Raw genomic sequence first — 17,423 nt, 5'->3', positions numbered from 1 at the left:
CAGTAAAGAATTTTTGCAATAAGAAAAACGTTAAGAATTACTCATTTAGTCAGAAATTGGATCTGCGGGCTTAAACGTCGTATTTCAATCCTGACGGTCAAATTTCTTTGCCGGCTGCTGCATTACCCTTAATACTTTGGCCTCCATGTCGGTATCGCCAGTGGTCAGCCAATGAACGCCGGGCCAGCCCCGTAGCCATGTCATTTGCCGCTTTGCCAACTGCCGTGTTGCTATAATGCCGCGCTCGCGCATTTCATCATAGCTAAGTTCACCGGCAAGGTACTGCCACATTTGACGATAACCCACACTGCGTACGGACGGAAGATCCGGATGCAGATCATCGCGGTCAAACAGCTTTTTAACTTCGTCTTCAAAAGGTTGTGCCAACATCTGATCAAAGCGCTGTTCGATACGCTGGTGTAAAACTTCCCGTTCTGCCGGGACCACCGCAAATTGATAAATAGGTTTATCCAACTGACCATAGCGTTCCCGCGTAAGCTCCGTCAGGCTTTTACCGGCGAGTTCATACACTTCCAGAGCACGTATAATCCGCTGAGGGTCATTTGGGTGAATGCGTTCAGCGCTTACCGGATCCACTTCCTGCAGCTGCTTGTGTAACTCAGCTAACCCTTTGTCATGCCAATCAGCCGAAAGCCTTTCTCGTACGCTCGCATCCGACTCAGGTAAGTGCGAGAGTCCTTCCAGCAAGGCTTTAAAATACAACATGGTGCCGCCAACCAACAAAGGTACTTTGCCACGTTGCTGAATGTCTTCAATTAATGCCAAAGCGTCTTTTTGAAAGTCGGCCGCGGAATAGGTTTCAGCCGGGTCACGAATATCCAGTAAATGATGAGGAACTTGAGCTTGTTCCTCGGCACTGGGCTTAGCTGTACCAATATCCATACCGCGGTATATCAGTGCTGAATCTACAGAAATAATTTCGCAATCCAGTTGCTTGCATAGAGCCAGTGACAACGCCGTTTTGCCCGATGCTGTCGGCCCATAAATAGCAATTACGGCATCCTTACTGTGCATGACGTTCTCCGGGTAGCGGCAATCGCTGCAGTACATCCGGTGCTTCAAAAAGCTGTGAACGCCACTGAATAAGCCAATGTTCAGCCTGAGTGATGCTGTATGACTCAAGACCCGCAAACTGCGCAAGCCAACTCGCCAACGCCTCAGTTTCAGCACCTTCTGTTAATAACTTTAATAACTCGGTAAAACCACTAACCACATTCCCCTGACGCAGCATTTCAGGCATTTGCTCAATAATGACCTGTTCGCGCTGACACTGATACACTACGCCACACTGATTCAACTCCTGTTGCGGCCACTGACTTGCCGGGCCCGGTAAATTCGCTAAATTAACTGCCACAGGTACTAGCAGCGGCTGGCCATTGAGCCCGTCCTGCAGTTGTTGAATCAGCTTTTGAGCAACGCATTCGGTATGCACTTTTGCCAGGTTTAGCCAGGCCAGGTTTTGTTCATTTCTAATAAGCGCGTAAACACCATTAAAAACCGTAAGGACCCGCCAGTTTTCTTCCGATTTTACCGCTCCTGGCTCTGTCTGGGGTTGTCCGCTACTGATACTATTTTGAACTCGGGCGGCATTTGGCAACAACGAACCTGATGCTTTTCTTTCACCTAAGACACTTCCGCCTGAAGCTCTGCCGGAAGGAAACGACGTTGGTCCTGACGGGCGTTCTTGTGAACCATAATGATGCTGGTGAGTCACAGCAGATTGCGGGCTATCTGTTGCAACCAACTGCATCAAAGCTTGCTCAATACGCGTCAGAATAAAGTCGTGCACTTGCCGCTGGCGATGGAACCGCACTTCATGTTTGGCCGGATGCACATTCACATCCACCTGCTCTGACGGCAATTCAAAATAGAGCACAAAGGTAGGGACCCGCTCGTTTGGCAAATACTTTTCATACGCCTGGCGTACCGCATGCGACAACAGCTTGTCCCGCATCATGCGACCATTTACGAAAAAATATTGAATATCACCCTGGTGCCGGCAATGCTCAGGGGGAACGAGCCAGCCCGTTAAATGAAAATCTCCGTCCACCGCATCGATAGTCGAAGCTTGTTCAGCAAAGCCACCACCACAAATTTTTGCCAACCGCTGCAACTGTTGTTTTTCGCTCAGCGCCTGCGGAAACATACGGACTGATTTGCCGTTATGATTCAGTTGGAAACCAACTTCAAAACGACTGAGCGCAATACGCTTTATCACTTCATCAATATGAGTGAATTCAGTTTTTTCTGTACGCAGAAACTTACGTCTTGCCGGCGTGTTAAAAAATAGGTCCTGAATATCAACCGTGGTGCCGTCGGGGTGAGCAGCCGGCTCAATATTAACCTGCATGTCCCGGCCTTCGGCCCAGGCCTGCCAGGCTTCTTCTTGCTCCGGCGGTTTTGATATTAAACGTAAACGAGAAACCGAACTAATACTGGCCAAAGCCTCACCACGAAAGCCAAGGCTGCCAATATGTTCCAAATCATCCAGGCTTTTGATTTTACTGGTGGCATGCCGGCTTAACGCCAGCGTTAGTTCCTGCTTAACGATACCGCAGCCGTTATCACGAATTCTTATTCGCTTGCTGCCGCCCTGCTCTATATCCAGTACTAACTGAGTTGCTCCAGCGTCCAGCGCATTTTCAACTAACTCTTTAACCACCGACGAAGGGCGCTCAACCACTTCACCCGCAGCAATTTGGTTCGCCAGCTCAATGGGTAACTGCTGAATAGCCATCAGCGACTCGGGATCGTCAGCTTCTGGCCAATTTTGAGCGTATTACTGGCCAGGCTATTTTCAGATTTAATAGCTTTGACGGTAGTGTTATAACGCTGTGCGAGAACAGACAAAGAATCACCCGACTTCACGGTATAGGTAAAACTACTTTGATTGGCCAAGTAAGTATTGTCGATTGGATTACTGACAAAATAGCGCCGGATACCATTATAAAGCGCTCGCGCCAGTTTTTGCTGGTGAGCATTACTGGTTAGCAGTTGCTCTTCTCTGGGGTTAGAAATAAACCCTGTTTCTACCAGTAATGACGGTTTATCTGGTGATTTTAGCACGGCCAGGCTAGCAGCCTGTGGCGTGCGCTTATGCATTTTGGTTACTGCTGACATTTCATCAATAATGTGTTTTGCCGCACTATAGGCACCGGCAATAGAACTGTCCATTGACATGTCCAGTAGAGTTTCAGCCAAATAAGGCTCGTGTCCATTTTTACTGAGGATGTCCGTTACCCCACCCAGCAACTCCGATTGCTGTTCGCGGTTTTCCAGCCAACGACCCACTTCGGAATCCGCCCGGCGTTTTGATAGCACCCACACAGACCCTCCATTGGGCTGAGGTGAATGAAAGGCATCAGCGTGAATCGAAACAAAGAAGTCCGCTTTAGCATCCCAGGCTTTCTGCGGGCGTTCATTAAGGCCTACGTAGTAATCACCAGTACGAATCAAATAAGCCTGCATACCCGGGTCATCATTAATCAGCTTAGCCAGCGCCCGCGCGATACGAATAACGACGTGCTTCTCGTAGGTGCCGCGTGGACCAATAGAGCCGGGATCATCACCACCATGACCAGCGTCAATGGCAACGGTTACGCGCCTGTCTTTCAGTTCGGAAACGGACTTTGCCGGTCCGCTGCGCTCAATCGACTTACCCGGTAAGTCCACCACTAAGCGATCTTTATAAGAGTCGTTGGCCGGAAGGGTGAACAGGTTCGCGTCACTTTTTGAGTCCAGTTCAATAACGATGCGAGTGCTACGGGAGTTTTTGGGCGAACTGGTGCGAATTTTATCCACCAGCAGAGAGTCTTTACCCAAATTATTCAAATCAGCTTTTAGCGACGTATTGTTGAAATCAATAACCAGCCGATAAGGCTTTTGCTGATAAAGCGTGAAATAGGAATAGTCCGGTGTATCAGACAAGTCAAAAACCACCCGCGTTTTATCCGGAGATGGCCACACCCTTACACTGTCTACACTATTGTCAGCCCATGCCCACAGAGGAACACAAGCAAACAAAAACACCCAAAATCGCTGCATCATAATGTTTTAATTATTCTTTGTCCGGCTTCAGTTAGCGCACTGAAAGTTATTTTACGTCCTTCACCAGCATACTCGATTCGGATTTCTATGTCCGCTCCCGGTAGCCAGCCATAGCCTTTATCAGGCCATTCTATAAAGTTTAGCGTATCTTCGGCAAAATAATCACGAATTCCCATGTACTCAAGCTCTTCCGGATCAGCCAGCCGATACAAATCAAAATGGTGAATGCGCCATCCCTGCAGCTGATAAGGCTCTACAAGGGTGTAGGTGGGACTTTTTACCGCGCCACAATGGCCTAAAGCCTGAATAACACCACGACAAAATGCTGTCTTACCGGCACCTAATTCCCCTTTCAAATAGACCACCAAAGGAGCTTGTAAAACTTCTGAAAATTTCTTCGCAAGCGCCAGCGTCTCAGCTTCATTTGCTAATTTACAGTGGTGTACCTCAGTCATCGTCCCTTCCATATCCATTCACCAACCGCCGTATATAGGGCAACAAATCAGAGGCTAAGGTTCCCCGCTCGCCATCTTTTCCTGCTTCTTCGCCAGCCATGGCATGCCATAAGGCGCCAGCAATTAATGCCTGTGCCGGTGCCATTCTTTGCGCTAACAGGCCGCTTATCAAGCCCGTTAATAAATCACCCATACCACCCGACGCCATTGCCGGTGAACCTCTGTCAATCAAGCATCTCCCGCGATCGGTGACCAGCAGCGAGCCGGCGCCTTTAAGTAGAACTTGAGCACCGTACTTTTCGCGTAGTTGTGTTACCGCTAAAAACCTATCGGCTTCCACTTCATCAGCTGTCGTTTGCAGTAACCTGGCCGCCTCTCCCGGGTGTGGCGTCAGCAGTAACTTTGACGACCGGGCTGGATAACTTGCCAGTAAATTCAACCCATCGGCGTCTATCACTTTCAACGCATCCGCCTTCATCACTTGTGAAAACACATCGTGACTCCAACGGCTTTGCCCTAACCCGGGACCAAGAGCAATCGCCGAGGCCTCACGTAACAACGGCTTTAACGTATCTTCGTCTTTAATAGAATGCACCATAGCTTCTGGCTGAGCCGCTGCAACAATTGCTTGTACGTCGGGGTGGCAGGCCACTGAAACTTTACCGGCACCTGCTCGCAAGGCGGACTTCATAGCCAGTATCACCGCCCCTGACATACCCGGTTGCCCACCCACGATAAGTACATGGCCTTGTTCGCCTTTATGAGTGCAGCGCGCCCGGGCCGGTAGCCAATTACCTAAACCTCCGGCATCGACCCGAAACCAGTCGGCTTCATTTTGCTGCTTAAAAGTCTCACCAATGCCTAAGTCCTCTAAAACAAGCTCACCCGTATGATTCTGAGCTTTACCTGTGAGTAAACCGCGCTTTAATGCCACCAGACTTACCGTTAGGTGGGCGCGCACGGCAGCACCGGGAACATGGCCGTTATCGGCATTTAAACCAGAAGGCACATCGACTGAGATCACGGGCGTAGAACTCGCATTGACATGTTGTACCCAGGTCACGGGGTCTCCCTCGAGGGCTCTATTCAGTCCAACACCAAACAACGCATCTACCACAAGGTCAAACTGATCAGGTACACAATCGAGCAGGGCTTTTTCGTTGCCCCCCTGCTCGCGCCAGGCTGAGCGAGCCCGGTGCGCATCAGATTCTAAGGGGTTTGAAAGCTCTGCATTGGGCTTTAGAGCAAATACTTGCACCTGATACCCCGCCTCATGAGCCAGTCGGGCAATAATGTAACCATCGCCCCCGTTATTGCCCTCACCGCAACATACAGCAATACGCGCCGGTGCCGGGAAGCGTCTTTGTAACTGCTTGAAAACGGCTTTACCAGCGGCTGACATCAGCTGCATCATATTCATTGCGCTGGCTTCAGCTGCCTTTTTTTCGCCTTTCTGCAATTGCTCAACACGATAAAGGCAGTTTTCATAACGGCTACCGTCGGTGTTTGTCATAGTGCCTCCCCAATAGTGCGTTAGTCTGGCTTAAATACGCCAATGACCTGGTCAAACTGACGCTCGCTACCACCACCCTGCTCCTTGGGCTCACTAAACCGGTGCTTACATTGCACGCACTCAACTTGTTCGATATCGTTTTCGATAAAAAGCATGAGCGTGTCCATGGCATCGCATTTGGGACAAACCGCCCCGGCAATAAATCGCTTCTTTTCTCTAGCCACAACAGCTCCTGTGTTAGAATTGTGAGCAGAACATGTCTATGATACCGCAGCTGAACAGCTGTACAAAATGAAGAGTAGTTTATGATCCGTGCTGAAGCTATCACCTTGTTGCGTGGCGGTGATGTTTTATTTGAAGACAGTGACTTACAAGTATTCCCGGGACACCGCGTTGGCCTGGTAGGCCGCAATGGCTGCGGCAAGTCATCGCTGTTTGCCTTGCTGCGTGGTGAGCTTAGTGCCGACAGCGGAAACATACATTTACCCGCCGACTGGCGCATAGCCAGCGTAGCACAGGACACTCCGGCACTGGATAAGTCCGCTATCGACTATGTAATGGACGGTGACGCCGAGTTCCGTCAGCTAGAAGCGCAACTTACCAAAGCCGAGGCCGACAATAATGGCGAAGCCATTGCGCACTGTCACGACAAACTCGCTGCAATTGGTGCCTACGACATTCAGCCCAGAACGGCCAGTTTAATGGCCGGCCTTGGTTTTACTCAGCAGCAGCTGCAACAACCGGTGAAAGCCTTTTCCGGTGGTTGGCGTATGCGTCTTAATTTGGCACAGGTACTGATTGCCCGTGCCGATTTAATGCTGCTGGATGAGCCAACCAACCACTTAGACGTTGATGCGATTTTCTGGCTGGAAAGCTGGCTAAAGCAATACGATGGAACGCTGTTACTGATATCGCACGACCGTGATTTTCTCGACTCTGTAACCACCGATATTATTCACATTGAGCATAAGAAGCTGAACAGTTACCGCGGTAATTACTCTCAGTTTGAGCGCCAGCGTGCAGAGCATATGGCTCAACAACAGAGTGAGTACGAAAAAGCACAGGTTATGCGGCAACACTTGCAAGCCTACGTTGATCGGTTTCGCTATAAGGCCAGCAAAGCCAAACAGGCACAAAGCCGCTTAAAAGCCATTGAAAAGTTGCCCAACCAGGCGCCACTTCGCGCCGAAAGCGGTATCGATTTTCACTTTCTGACACCAGAAAAGTTACCTAACCCACTGCTGACGCTTCGTGACGCCAAAGCGGGCTATGGTGACACCACCATACTAGAGAAAATTAAGCTCAACCTAGTGCCGGGGACCCGCTTAGGGTTGCTTGGCCGTAATGGTGCTGGTAAATCAACGCTGATTAAACTGCTGGCGGGGGAATTAAAACCTATGGCCGGAGAGCGGCTGGTTAACCCGGGGCTCAGTATTGGTTATTTTGCTCAGCATCAGTTGGAAACTCTGGACCTGGCAGCATCGGCGCTGTTGCATTTACAGCGCATAGACAAGCAAGCCAGTGAACAGAAGCTGCGTGACTTTTTAGGTAACTTTGGCTTTTCCGGAGATCAGGCAACCCGCTCGGTTGAACCCATGTCAGGCGGTGAAAAAGCACGTTTAGCTCTGGCATTGATTATTTATCAACGCCCTAACCTGTTACTTTTAGATGAGCCAACCAACCACCTCGATTTAGGTCTGCGCGATGCTCTGGTTGCCGCTTTGCAGGAATACGAAGGCGCGCTGATTGTGGTTTCGCACGATAGACACTTGCTACGCACTACTGTTGATGAGTTCTGCCTGGTTGCCGATGGTAAAGCAGAAACCTTCGACGGCGATTTAGAGGCCTACCATGACTGGCTGCAGCAACAGGCAGCGAATGACAGACGCAGCGAACAACCTGCCACGCGTCAACGCGACGATCGTAAACAGCAAAAACGCAAAGAAGCCGAAGCACGACAAAAGACAAAACCTTTGCGCCAACAAATCGAAAAGGCAGAAAAAAGCATTCACACACTGGAACTGAAGTTGGCCGATATTCATGAGCAACTCAGCGACAGCAGCCTCTATGAGGATGCCAACAAAGCTAAGTTACAGAAACTATTAGACCAACAGGCGCAAGCGCAGAAAGACTTACAACAACAAGAGAGCGTCTGGATGACAGCGGAAGAAGAGCTGGCAGAGCTAACCGAAGAACTACAGCAAACGGAGGACAAATGATTATTCCCTGGCAGGAAGTGGATCAGGAGACACTGAATAATTTACTCGAATCCGTAGTACTGAGAGAAGGAACAGATTACGGCAGTCAGGAACTCAGTTTCGACACAAAAGTCGAGCAACTGAAGCAACGATTGAAGTCCGGCGAGGCCGTTATTGTTTTCTCCGAATTACACGAAAGCGTCGATATTGTCGATAAAGACAGTGTTACCGGAAGCGAGCCTGGCGAGCAATGAAGATCTCGTCCCAGGGGACGCTTTGGTCACCCAAAACCAGAAAGTTAGGGTTCAGCAAACTGACCGTTCGATTGTAGGTAATTGGCTCAAAGTTTTCATTAACGATACGCCCCCCGGCTTCGCCTACAATTACCTGAGACGCGGCTGTATCCCATTCGCCGGTTGGCCCCAGCCGTAAAAAGCAATCGGCTTTGCCTTCGGCAATGAAGCAAGCTTTTAGCGAACAGCTTCCGGTTGGCAGAGGCTGTACATCTCGCTCAGTTTGAAGGCGGTTTAGCACCGGTTCCCGGGCCTGGCGACGGCTAATGGCAATAATAATGGGGTCGGTCTTGGGGTCATTAAACTTACGGACATTAATAGACCGACTTTCTGTGGCGTCCTTTTTAAAAGCTCCCAACCCTTTTTGTGCGTAATAAAGCGCTTCACCTACCGGCCAGAAAATAACACCAATAACCGGTTCATTGTGTTCCACATAAGCAATGTTTACGGCAAAGTCACCCGAGCGGGCAATAAACTCCTGAGTTCCGTCAATAGGGTCGATAATGAAATAGGCCTTCCACTGACGGCGCTCGTTATAGTCCTGGTGCTCACTTTCTTCAGAAATCACAGGAATGCCCGGAAAGGATTGTTTAAGCCGGTCTTCAATCAACTCACTGGCGACAATATCGGCGGTCGTTACGGGGGAGTCATCGGTCTTTTCTGCCGTACTGTAGTCACGTCTTTCGTACATGGACAAAATAACGCCACCAGCTTCTGTCGCAATCTCTTTCAGTCTATTCAGCATGGTTTCTGCCACTAGCGGCCCTCACCCTGATTACGCAACAACATTAACAGCGCAGCAACGCTGCGAGCTTCTGAAAAGTCGGGCTGAGCAAACAGGTTATTAATGTCACTGATAGACCAGGTAACTTTTTCCAGAGGTTCAGGCTCATCTCCCGGCAAGCTCTCAGGGTATAAGTCACGAGCGACAAAAACACTCATTTTCGCGGAAAAGAACTGAGGCGCGAGACTCAATTCCATTAGAAACTCAAGCTGGTGACTACCGTAGCCAACTTCTTCTTTCAACTCGCGCTGTGCTGCTTCTTCTGGTGTTTCGCCCGGATCGATAAGCCCTTTGGGAAAGCCTAGCTGATAGTCATGCAGACCTGCTGCATACTCGCGAATAAGCAATAAGGTGTCATCGTCAATACAGGGAACAATCATTACCGCGCCACGGCCGCTGCCTTTCATACGCTCAAACTGGCGCTGCTCACCATTGCTGAACTTAAGATCAACCGCTTCTACACGCATTAGCCTGCTTTGCGCAACAACGCGACGGGATAAAATTTGCGGGACTTGTTTTTCTTTACTCATACGACAGGTCCAAGTCATTGTCTCTCTTTACTATAACGAGTCTGCGCACAGAAAACAGTGTCAATTTACGCTTTTCTTATAGAGTGCTACTATCTAAAACCCGTCCACCGGTAGTGAAGCGAGTAATATGACTGCAATAAAGCCTGAAACCGAAACTGAATACGATGTGGTTGTCATCGGTACTGGCCCCGGCGGCGAAGGCGCTGCTATGCAACTGGCCAAAAGCGGCTACAACGTTGCCATTGTAGAAAAACATAAAGCTCTTGGCGGCGGCTGCACGCATTGGGGGACCATTCCATCAAAAGCCCTGCGCCACTCGGTCAGTCGTTTAATTGAGTACAATAACAACCCACTGTTCTCTGGGCCAGGCTGGCAAAGCGGCATGACTTTCAGCCACATATTGCACTACGCCGAGTCGGTTATCCGCAAACAGGTCAAGCTGCGCAGTTCGTTTTACGACCGCAATGATGTCACCGTCGTACACGGTAAGGCATCATTTTTAGACAAAAACCGTATTCGGGTAACTAAGCTAGATGGTTCGGTGGATGACCTGATTACAAAGCACGTTGTTATCGCGACCGGCTCCCGGCCGTATAATCCCGAAGACGTCGATTTTTCGCACCCCCGCATTTACGACTCAGACAAGGTTCTGTCATTGTCACACGAGCCTAAAACCATTTTAATTTATGGTGCAGGTGTGGTCGGAAGTGAATACGCCAGTATTTTCCGTGGAATGGGCGTTAAAGTGGATCTCATTAATCAACGCGAACGTTTGCTGTCTTTTCTGGACGCTGAAATTTCCGATGCGCTCAGCTACCACTTACGCAACAGCGGCGTGGTCATCCGCCATAACGAAGAATATGACACCATTACTGGCTATGACGATAAAGTCGTTCTGAAAACCAAGTCCGGCAAGACCATGGCTGCCGACTGCCTGCTTTTTGCTAATGGCCGTTCCGGTAACATAGAAGAGCTAAACTGTCAGTCTGTAGGCCTTGAGCCCAACTACCGCGGGCAACTGGAGGTGAATGACAACTACCAGACAGCCGTGGAAAATATCTATGCAGTGGGTGACATTATTGGGTACCCCAGCTTAGCCAGTGCCGCTTACGATCAGGGCCGCATCTGTGCTTCAGCCATTATTAACGGCGACTGTGACAAAGTTCTGGTGAGTGACATACCGACCGGTATTTATACCATTCCGGAAATCAGTTCAGTGGGTAAAACCGAAGAAGAGCTCACCGAAATGAAAGTGCCTTATGAAGTTGGCCGAGCTCAGTTCAAGCATCTTGCCCGGGCGCAAATATCGGGTGCCGATGTGGGTTGCCTGAAACTGTTATTCCACCGCGAAACCAGAGAGCTTCTGGGTCTTCATTGCTTTGGTGAAAGGGCTTCAGAAATAGTACACATTGGTCAGGCTATTATGGAGCAGAAAAACGGTGGTAATACCATCGATTACTTTGTCAACACCACCTTTAACTATCCGACTATGGCAGAAGCGTACCGCGTTGCCGCATTAAATGGCATTAACCGCCTGCTGCAATAAGCCAGGTTACTGCCGTTTCTGGTACAGCGGCAGCTCAATTCGAACACACAAACCGCCTTCCGGGCGGTTTTGCAGTTTTATATCGCCGTCGTGACGATCAACAATACGCTTAATAATTGCCAACCCAAGCCCTGAGCCTACACCACCACGCGCTTTATCACCCTGAGTGAAAGGCTCAAAGAGTTTCTCTTGTTGTTCCTCGGGAATGCCAGGGCCGTCGTCGGTTATCCGGAACCAGACCCGTTTTTGCTTTTTATCGTGACCAGAGCTGACCACAACCCGCTGCTTACCGTAACGCTCAGCGTTTTCCAGCAAATTAATAATGACGCGCTTCATCGATAACGGGCGCAACCAAACCAAAGGCAACGTCCCTAAATCAAGTTCAAATTGCTTTGTCCAGTTGTCCGGTACATTCGCCACCGTTTGCTCAATGAGTTCATTAAGAGACTCTTTGCTGCTGCACTCCTGCTGATCAAGGCGGACATAATCAATAAACTGATCGATAATGTCATTCATGTCATCGATATCTTCAACGATCCCCTGAGCCAGAGAACCGTCTTCCTGCGGCATCATTTCAGCGGCCAGGCGAATGCGCGTTAGTGGCGTTCTTAAGTCATGAGAAACCCCTGCCATTAACAGGTTACGGTCGTTTTCAAGCTCACGAATACCCCGCGACATTTGGTTAAAAGCCCGGGTTACCGCCATAATTTCGTTTGCGCCTTTTTCAGGCAGTTGCTCAGGGAATTCTCCCCGCCCTACTCTGCGCGCCGATTCTTCCAGTGCTTTAAGTGGCCTGTTCAACCAATTAGCAAACAGCATACCGCCGAATACACTCAAAAGACCAATTAACACCAAGTACATCACCAGCGGTGAGAATTGTCCGCGCTGCATGCTATCCAAAGGAACACGTATCCAGAAGTCGGGCGCCCGGGGGGGCTTTACCCAAAGGTAAAACTTTTGCCCCTGAGCAACCCGAACCTGTGACTCCCCGCCCAGCATGTCGCTCATGTCATCCGATAAATAGCCGTAATAGGTGGAGTTGCCCAAGCCCTGCTGCTCGGCTTCAGTGTCATTAAACACTTCTATACCAGTTGCTTCAGTGTAATAAGACATCAATTCACGTTCGGTTTCAGCTGAATGCTGACGAGGAATGAACATAGTGCGGATATGTTTAGCCACCAACTCATTAATTTGCTCAATGGAAGGCCGGACAACATAGTTACTCACCATCACGTAAGAGACGAGCTGGTTAATAAGCAATACAAGAGCCAGCAGCGCAACCGTGCGGGCAAACGCTGACTTGGGAAATAACTTCATCAGGACTTCAGCTGACCATCCGGTACAAACACATAACCTAAGCCCCAGACCGTTTGAATATAACGCGGCTTAGTGGGGTCAACTTCAAGCATACGACGTAAGCGTGACACCTGAACATCTATAGAGCGTTCCAGTGCGCTGTAGTCACGCCCGCGTGCAAGGTGCATTAGTTTATCGCGGGAAAGCGGCTGACGAGCATTGCTGACTAAGGCCTTCAAAACAGCAAACTCACCACTGGTCAGCGGCATTGGTGTGTCGCCACGAAACATTTCACGAGTTCCCAGGTTCAGTCTGAACTCACCAAAAGTGACTTCCTGATCTTCCTGCGAAGGTGCACCAGGTACTTCGGTACCGCGGCGACGCAATACCGCCCTTATCCGCGCCAGCAACTCGCGGGGGTTAAAGGGTTTTGCCAGATAATCGTCAGCCCCCAACTCCAGGCCAATAATACGGTCAACTTCATCGCCTTTGGCAGTCAGCATAATAACCGGCAGGTTATTACCTTCGCTGCGTAGACGTTTACAAATAGACAGCCCGTCTTCACCCGGCAGCATCAGATCTAATACCAGTAAATTAAAATTCTCACGGGTCAGCAAACGGTCCATTTGCTCCGAGTCTTGCGCGACTCGTACCTGAAAGTTCTGCTCAGTAAGATAACGTTCCAACAAGCTTCGAAGCCGCGCATCGTCATCCACTACCAAAATTTTTAATGTTTCCTGCATCATCAGTTTTGTTTTCCAAGCTGCCGTGCCTTAACCATAAAGATACACTGCTTAGCGGCGTTATAGAAGCAGGCTTCTGTTAGCAAATGTTTCAACTACCGGTGCCAATAACGCTGCATTTCGACATACAGGAAAGAAGCCGTCCAGGTAATTAAAACCAGTCCTGTTAGGCCCTCAACACCGGTTAAGAACCTTAAGGTGCCTGATGGCTCAATATCACCAAAACCCACCGTAGTAAAAACCGTAAAAGAAAAGTACAAGGCATCTAAAAAGCTGCCGTCAAAGTTTCCTACTAAGGTGCCGAACCCTTGTTCGTGGTGCATGAGGTAATAGGCAACAGCAAAAATGGCAACTTCGACAGTGTGAGCGATAATAGCAAGTATGACCCCAAACATGAGTCGAATTTGGCTAAACATTCTCATGTGGGTAATAAGCCAGCCTATCCGGTTTAGCGCTTCATAATGAAAAATAACCGCCAAGCCAACCACAATAGAATTACACAAAAAGGATATCAGCATAACTTAATCTTTCTCACTGGAGGTCCAAAAGCTGACCGGTTCTGGCTTTGCAAAATAATACCCCTGAAAACGAAAACAGCCCATTTCCTGAAGCTTAAGCAAATGCTCTTCGGTTTCCACGCCCTCAGCAATAATGTCTAAATCCAGGCTGTTTCCTAAAGCGATTACAGTGCGCACAATGGCTTCGTCACTATTGTTGGTGTGCAAATCCCGAATAAAAGACTGGTCTATCTTCAGTGAGTTCAGCGGCAAGCGTTTTAAATAACCTAACGAGGCATATCCCGTACCAAAGTCATCTAAAGCGAACGTGACACCCAGAGCTTTAAGCCGCTCCATGTTGTTCGCAGTATGCTCAATATCGTCAATCAACATACTTTCTGTGACTTCTAATTCCAGCAACTCACCCGGTATGCCTGTTGCCAGCAACCGTTGTTCAATATCTTCAACAAAACCTTCGGTTTTAAACTGACTGGCACTGACATTTATAGCAACCCGCACACCACACTCAAGAGCGGAACGCTGCAACCTCGGGATGCTAGACAACACCTGATCAAGCACCAGTCTGTGCAGGTCGGGCATGAGCCCCTGACTCTCTGCTAATGGAATAAACTCAGCGGGAGAGACCCAGCCAAGCTCCTCATCGCACCAACGCAATAAGGCCTCAAAACCTAAACAGTTTAAAGCCGAATCGGGTGATAATTGTTGGTATTGCGGCTGTAAATAGATTTCCAGTGATTCAGATTTTATCGCTTTTCGCAAAGCTGCAATGAGCTGCTGTCGATAATTAAACTCCCGCTGTATTCCGGTATTAAAGAATTGCAGCTTCGATGCGTTGACATCTTTTGCCTGCGATAACGCCAAATCTGCAGCTTGCATTAAGTCACCCGGACTTTGTGCATCGGAAAACAAGGTAATGCCCATACTCACTGACACTGATTCAAGACTGCCGCCCAGCTTATAAGGCTCCCCCAGCCGCTCTAAAAGTACTTGTAATCGCTGACGTAAATTACTGTCGTCACGTAAACTTTGGCCTTTTTCACTTTTCAACAACACCATGAACTCGTCCGAGCCTAAACGCCCGGCATTGTCAGCCTGGCGTAGTTCAGACTCCAACCTCTGACCAAATAAAATGAGCAGTTCGTCTCCGGTGTCATGGCTAAAGCTATCGTTAATCTTTTTGAAGTGATCAATATCGAGCATAACCAATACGCCGTCTCCGCCGCCACTCTGGTAAAGGTCAAACTCTTCGTTTAAGCGTTCAAGCATAAAACGTCGGTTTGCTAACCCGGTTAAGGGATCAAAGTAGGCAAGAGACTGGATTTCTTCCTTCATATTCTGGTATTCGGAAATATCTGTGGAAATACCGCACAGTCCGATCACTTGGTTCGTTGAATCAAATAGCGGAACTTTAACTGACCAAAATTGATGGATCTCTTTCTCACCGGGCAGATTATTCACCTCACCCTGAGCTAACCGGTGTCCACTCTCCAGCACTTTGCTGTCATAACTCTTAAGCTGGTCGGCCGTGGTCTTATCGAACAAATCATAATCGGTTTTGCCAATAATATCTTCAAGCTCCAGCTTAAACAGCTTTAACACCTGCCAGTTCGCATACTGATATCTTAGGTCTTTATCTTTAATGTAAATGTAGGCTTCAACGCTATCCAGAATGGTATTTAAACGGTATTTACTTTGCGCCAGAGCTTTTGTTTTGTCTGCAACCTTGCGTCTTAACAGCTGATTAAAGAACAGCACGCCCACAGCAAGTAACACCAGTGCTGCTATTATCCACCACACATAGAAAGGAACACTGACTGCTTTTTGTTGAGAACTCCAGCGTTCAATTATTTGGTAATAAACTGAGTTCTCGTCGGCCTTTAAGCGCTTAAGCTCGTTATCTATTGTGGTTAGAATGTCTGAACTTGACTGTTGAGATACGGCAAAAAAGAGTTCACTTGGCAGGAACATGATAGGCGTCATTTGAACGCTTCGGTCAACCACTTGCTGGTTCCCGAAAAACTGATTGGTTGCAACTGCGTTCGCTTTCCCAGTGAGCACAGCGTCAAAACCTTCGCTAAAACTTTCCACCGGATAAAGCTCACTTTTTAATTCAAAGCTTTCAATCAGTTGTTGTAAGTAGCTTTCCTGTACAGACCCTTTCAAAACCGCGACACGTTTATTGTTTAAGTCCAGCAGGCTGGTAATTTTTTCATTCTTAGCGGCATACAGTTGCGACCAGCTAAGCAACGCGGCTTCCTCATGAAACTCTGCCCATTGAGCCCGGGCATCATTTTTGGCAACATCCGGAAGAATATCGATTTTCCCCTGCTGCAAAAACGTCAGGCATTGCTCCCAATCGCATTCAACAGGCAGAAGTTGCCAATTGTGGCGCTCGGCAACAACCATTAATAGCTCACCATGAATACCGCTTAACTTTCCGTATTCATCGAACATAATTTTCGGCGGATTATGATACACACCCACTTTGAGTGTTTTATCCTGTGCCATTAAAGGCGCCGCAGCTAATAACAGAAAAATAATAACAAGAAGGTTTCGCAAAAAGATACCTTAAGTTAATAAGTTGTATAGGCCTAGAATAGGCCTATTTCCACGCTGTGAAAAGCCCTGTTACTGCTGCGGACATTTAGTTATCAATAGCTCACTTTCTAAGGAAGTAAGGTAAAAATAGAAGCAACGCAAGTAGACTGACAATAAGCCCGACATAAATCCCGTAACTTAAGGCCGACAGAGTAAACGCGGCGTAGTAAAGAACGTCTAACAGAAGGTATGCCAGAAAAGCGCGTTTGAACCAGCTTTGCTTTGTCCAGAGTCCAACCAACAAAGCCAACTGAAGCGGTACAAAAAGCACCAGTTTCCAGGGCAAACCGTACAAAATCACCTTCTGTATACTATCGGCGTTCAAAATCATTGAAAACGCCATTTCATAGGTACTCGCTATGCCAGCAATGAACATACCAAGGTAAAAGAAACTGAATGTATAAATTAGACCCATGACAAGGTAAAAGGAAATCAGCTTCTTCGGCACTTTCGCGCTCGGCGCTGAGCCACTCTGAGTTGCCTGTCGGGTCGCGACAACCACCACGGCAATAACGTACAACACTTCGGATGCAATATAGAGAAGGCCACCAAACACGCCCACGTCAATCGATCGTGCTATGCGCGACGGTGACGGCCAGGGTAGCTCAGAATAAAAACCAACCAGATGCAATACACTGGCCAGCATAACCTCCAGTTCGTAGGCAATTGCATCAAACCACTCCATGGGGTAGGTCAGAATATTCGCCAGGTAAATTTGTGATACGGCGCCGACAACAACAGCAAGGCCTAACAGAGCCATCATTCCGGCCGCTGGTGGCATTTGACGGGTTAAAGTAAAATGCATAGCAATCATTAGCAGGTAAGTTCCTTATATTTTTTTGAAAACTATACCTTTTTTTTAATTGTAAGTCTTGTTCACC

16 protein-coding genes are annotated in these 17,423 nt (G+C 48.5%); 3 read left to right on the top strand and 13 right to left on the bottom strand.

Translation table 11 applies throughout. From position 1 onward, the window contains the following. Positions 1-84: 84 nt before the first annotated feature. The 6 genes from miaA to VBY75_RS07415 are packed head-to-tail and all read right to left on the bottom strand — an operon-like array spanning position 85 to position 6,260. Entirely contained in the window at positions 85-1,035 is a 951-nt protein-coding gene (gene miaA, locus VBY75_RS07440) for a tRNA (adenosine(37)-N6)-dimethylallyltransferase MiaA (protein WP_416511827.1), read from the bottom strand. Next, complete coding sequence (mutL, locus tag VBY75_RS07435) at positions 1,025-2,758, bottom strand: DNA mismatch repair endonuclease MutL (RefSeq protein WP_278358630.1); 1,734 nt, start codon at positions 2,756-2,758, stop codon at positions 1,025-1,027. Before mutL ends, miaA begins: the two co-directional genes overlap by 11 nt. Further along, positions 2,758-4,068, bottom strand: a complete 1,311-nt coding sequence (locus VBY75_RS07430; protein WP_222236374.1) for an N-acetylmuramoyl-L-alanine amidase — start codon at positions 4,066-4,068, stop codon at positions 2,758-2,760. The genes mutL and VBY75_RS07430 overlap by 1 nt, the downstream gene beginning before the upstream one ends. After that, the gene (tsaE, locus tag VBY75_RS07425) at positions 4,065-4,523 is read right to left on the bottom strand and encodes a tRNA (adenosine(37)-N6)-threonylcarbamoyltransferase complex ATPase subunit type 1 TsaE (protein ID WP_054490714.1); all 459 of its coding nucleotides are present in this window, start codon (positions 4,521-4,523) and stop codon (positions 4,065-4,067) included. The genes VBY75_RS07430 and tsaE overlap by 4 nt, the downstream gene beginning before the upstream one ends. Next, positions 4,516-6,036, bottom strand: a complete 1,521-nt coding sequence (locus VBY75_RS07420) for an NAD(P)H-hydrate dehydratase (RefSeq protein ID WP_416511824.1) — start codon at positions 6,034-6,036, stop codon at positions 4,516-4,518. Before VBY75_RS07420 ends, tsaE begins: the two co-directional genes overlap by 8 nt. Before the next feature lie 20 nt (positions 6,037-6,056). Then, positions 6,057-6,260 carry a YheV family putative zinc ribbon protein gene (locus tag VBY75_RS07415; protein ID WP_054490719.1) on the bottom strand — a complete coding sequence of 68 codons (204 nt, stop codon included), beginning with the start codon at positions 6,258-6,260 and terminating at the stop codon, positions 6,057-6,059. Positions 6,261-6,341: 81 nt separating this feature from the next. On the opposite strand from VBY75_RS07415, the gene VBY75_RS07410 reads away from it, so the two are divergent. Both VBY75_RS07410 and VBY75_RS07405 read left to right on the top strand, forming a co-directional pair. Then, positions 6,342-8,255, top strand: a complete 1,914-nt coding sequence (locus tag VBY75_RS07410; protein WP_416511822.1) for an ATP-binding cassette domain-containing protein — start codon at positions 6,342-6,344, stop codon at positions 8,253-8,255. Next, positions 8,252-8,488 carry a YheU family protein gene (locus tag VBY75_RS07405; RefSeq protein WP_222236367.1) on the top strand — a complete coding sequence of 79 codons (237 nt, stop codon included), beginning with the start codon at positions 8,252-8,254 and terminating at the stop codon, positions 8,486-8,488. Before VBY75_RS07410 ends, VBY75_RS07405 begins: the two co-directional genes overlap by 4 nt. Here the strand turns inward: VBY75_RS07405 and cysQ are convergent. Then, positions 8,460-9,272 (bottom strand): 3'(2'),5'-bisphosphate nucleotidase CysQ, encoded by an 813-nt coding sequence (gene cysQ / locus VBY75_RS07400; protein WP_199494046.1) that lies wholly within the window; start codon positions 9,270-9,272, stop codon positions 8,460-8,462. The genes VBY75_RS07405 and cysQ overlap by 29 nt on opposite strands. 11 nt (positions 9,273-9,283) lie before the next feature. Then, entirely contained in the window at positions 9,284-9,859 is a 576-nt protein-coding gene (nudE, locus tag VBY75_RS07395) for an ADP compounds hydrolase NudE (RefSeq protein ID WP_404813266.1), read from the bottom strand. 109 nt (positions 9,860-9,968) lie between these two features. Between nudE and sthA the strand changes: the two genes are divergently transcribed. Then, positions 9,969-11,387 carry a Si-specific NAD(P)(+) transhydrogenase gene (sthA, locus tag VBY75_RS07390; RefSeq protein ID WP_054490725.1) on the top strand — a complete coding sequence of 473 codons (1,419 nt, stop codon included), beginning with the start codon at positions 9,969-9,971 and terminating at the stop codon, positions 11,385-11,387. A gap of 6 nt (positions 11,388-11,393) precedes the next feature. Here sthA and envZ read toward each other — a convergent pair whose 3' ends face one another. The 5 genes from envZ to VBY75_RS07365 all read right to left on the bottom strand — a co-directional run bounded on the left by envZ (position 11,394) and on the right by VBY75_RS07365 (position 17,356). Further along, positions 11,394-12,704: a two-component system sensor histidine kinase EnvZ gene (gene envZ / locus VBY75_RS07385; protein ID WP_416511818.1), complete on the bottom strand. Its 1,311-nt coding sequence runs from the start codon at positions 12,702-12,704 to the stop codon at positions 11,394-11,396. Beyond that, the gene (gene ompR, locus VBY75_RS07380) at positions 12,704-13,429 is read right to left on the bottom strand and encodes a two-component system response regulator OmpR (protein ID WP_143441135.1); all 726 of its coding nucleotides are present in this window, start codon (positions 13,427-13,429) and stop codon (positions 12,704-12,706) included. The genes envZ and ompR overlap by 1 nt, the downstream gene beginning before the upstream one ends. A 92-nt stretch (positions 13,430-13,521) precedes the next feature. Beyond that, complete coding sequence (locus VBY75_RS07375; RefSeq protein WP_054490728.1) at positions 13,522-13,944, bottom strand: potassium channel family protein; 423 nt, start codon at positions 13,942-13,944, stop codon at positions 13,522-13,524. Positions 13,945-13,947: 3 nt separating this feature from the next. Continuing rightward, complete coding sequence (locus VBY75_RS07370; protein ID WP_416511816.1) at positions 13,948-16,503, bottom strand: EAL domain-containing protein; 2,556 nt, start codon at positions 16,501-16,503, stop codon at positions 13,948-13,950. Positions 16,504-16,603: 100 nt separating this feature from the next. After that, positions 16,604-17,356, bottom strand: a complete 753-nt coding sequence (locus VBY75_RS07365; RefSeq protein WP_416511814.1) for a hypothetical protein — start codon at positions 17,354-17,356, stop codon at positions 16,604-16,606. Positions 17,357-17,423 lie beyond the last annotated feature (67 nt).

The sequence above is a fragment of the Idiomarina sp. HB genome (assembly GCF_048059115.1).
GTDB lineage: Bacteria > Pseudomonadota > Gammaproteobacteria > Enterobacterales > Alteromonadaceae > Idiomarina > Idiomarina abyssalis.
This window is presented reverse-complemented; position numbering and strand designations above follow the sequence as displayed.

Excerpts from the sequence above, each read along its gene's own strand:
- miaA (WP_416511827.1), bottom strand. The coding sequence starts at position 1,035 with ATGCACAGTAAGGATGCCGTAATTGCTATTTATGGGCCGACAGCATCG.
- mutL (WP_278358630.1), bottom strand. The coding sequence starts at position 2,758 with ATGGCTATTCAGCAGTTACCCATTGAGCTGGCGAACCAAATTGCTGCG.
- VBY75_RS07430 (WP_222236374.1), bottom strand. The coding sequence starts at position 4,068 with ATGATGCAGCGATTTTGGGTGTTTTTGTTTGCTTGTGTTCCTCTGTGG.
- tsaE (WP_054490714.1), bottom strand. The coding sequence starts at position 4,523 with ATGACTGAGGTACACCACTGTAAATTAGCAAATGAAGCTGAGACGCTG.
- VBY75_RS07420 (WP_416511824.1), bottom strand. The coding sequence starts at position 6,036 with ATGACAAACACCGACGGTAGCCGTTATGAAAACTGCCTTTATCGTGTT.
- VBY75_RS07410 (WP_416511822.1), top strand. The coding sequence starts at position 6,342 with ATGATCCGTGCTGAAGCTATCACCTTGTTGCGTGGCGGTGATGTTTTA.
- VBY75_RS07405 (WP_222236367.1), top strand. The coding sequence starts at position 8,252 with ATGATTATTCCCTGGCAGGAAGTGGATCAGGAGACACTGAATAATTTA.
- cysQ (WP_199494046.1), bottom strand. The coding sequence starts at position 9,272 with ATGCTGAATAGACTGAAAGAGATTGCGACAGAAGCTGGTGGCGTTATT.
- nudE (WP_404813266.1), bottom strand. The coding sequence starts at position 9,859 with ATGACTTGGACCTGTCGTATGAGTAAAGAAAAACAAGTCCCGCAAATT.
- sthA (WP_054490725.1), top strand. The coding sequence starts at position 9,969 with ATGACTGCAATAAAGCCTGAAACCGAAACTGAATACGATGTGGTTGTC.
- envZ (WP_416511818.1), bottom strand. The coding sequence starts at position 12,704 with ATGAAGTTATTTCCCAAGTCAGCGTTTGCCCGCACGGTTGCGCTGCTG.
- ompR (WP_143441135.1), bottom strand. The coding sequence starts at position 13,429 with ATGATGCAGGAAACATTAAAAATTTTGGTAGTGGATGACGATGCGCGG.
- VBY75_RS07375 (WP_054490728.1), bottom strand. The coding sequence starts at position 13,944 with ATGCTGATATCCTTTTTGTGTAATTCTATTGTGGTTGGCTTGGCGGTT.
- VBY75_RS07365 (WP_416511814.1), bottom strand. The coding sequence starts at position 17,356 with ATGATTGCTATGCATTTTACTTTAACCCGTCAAATGCCACCAGCGGCC.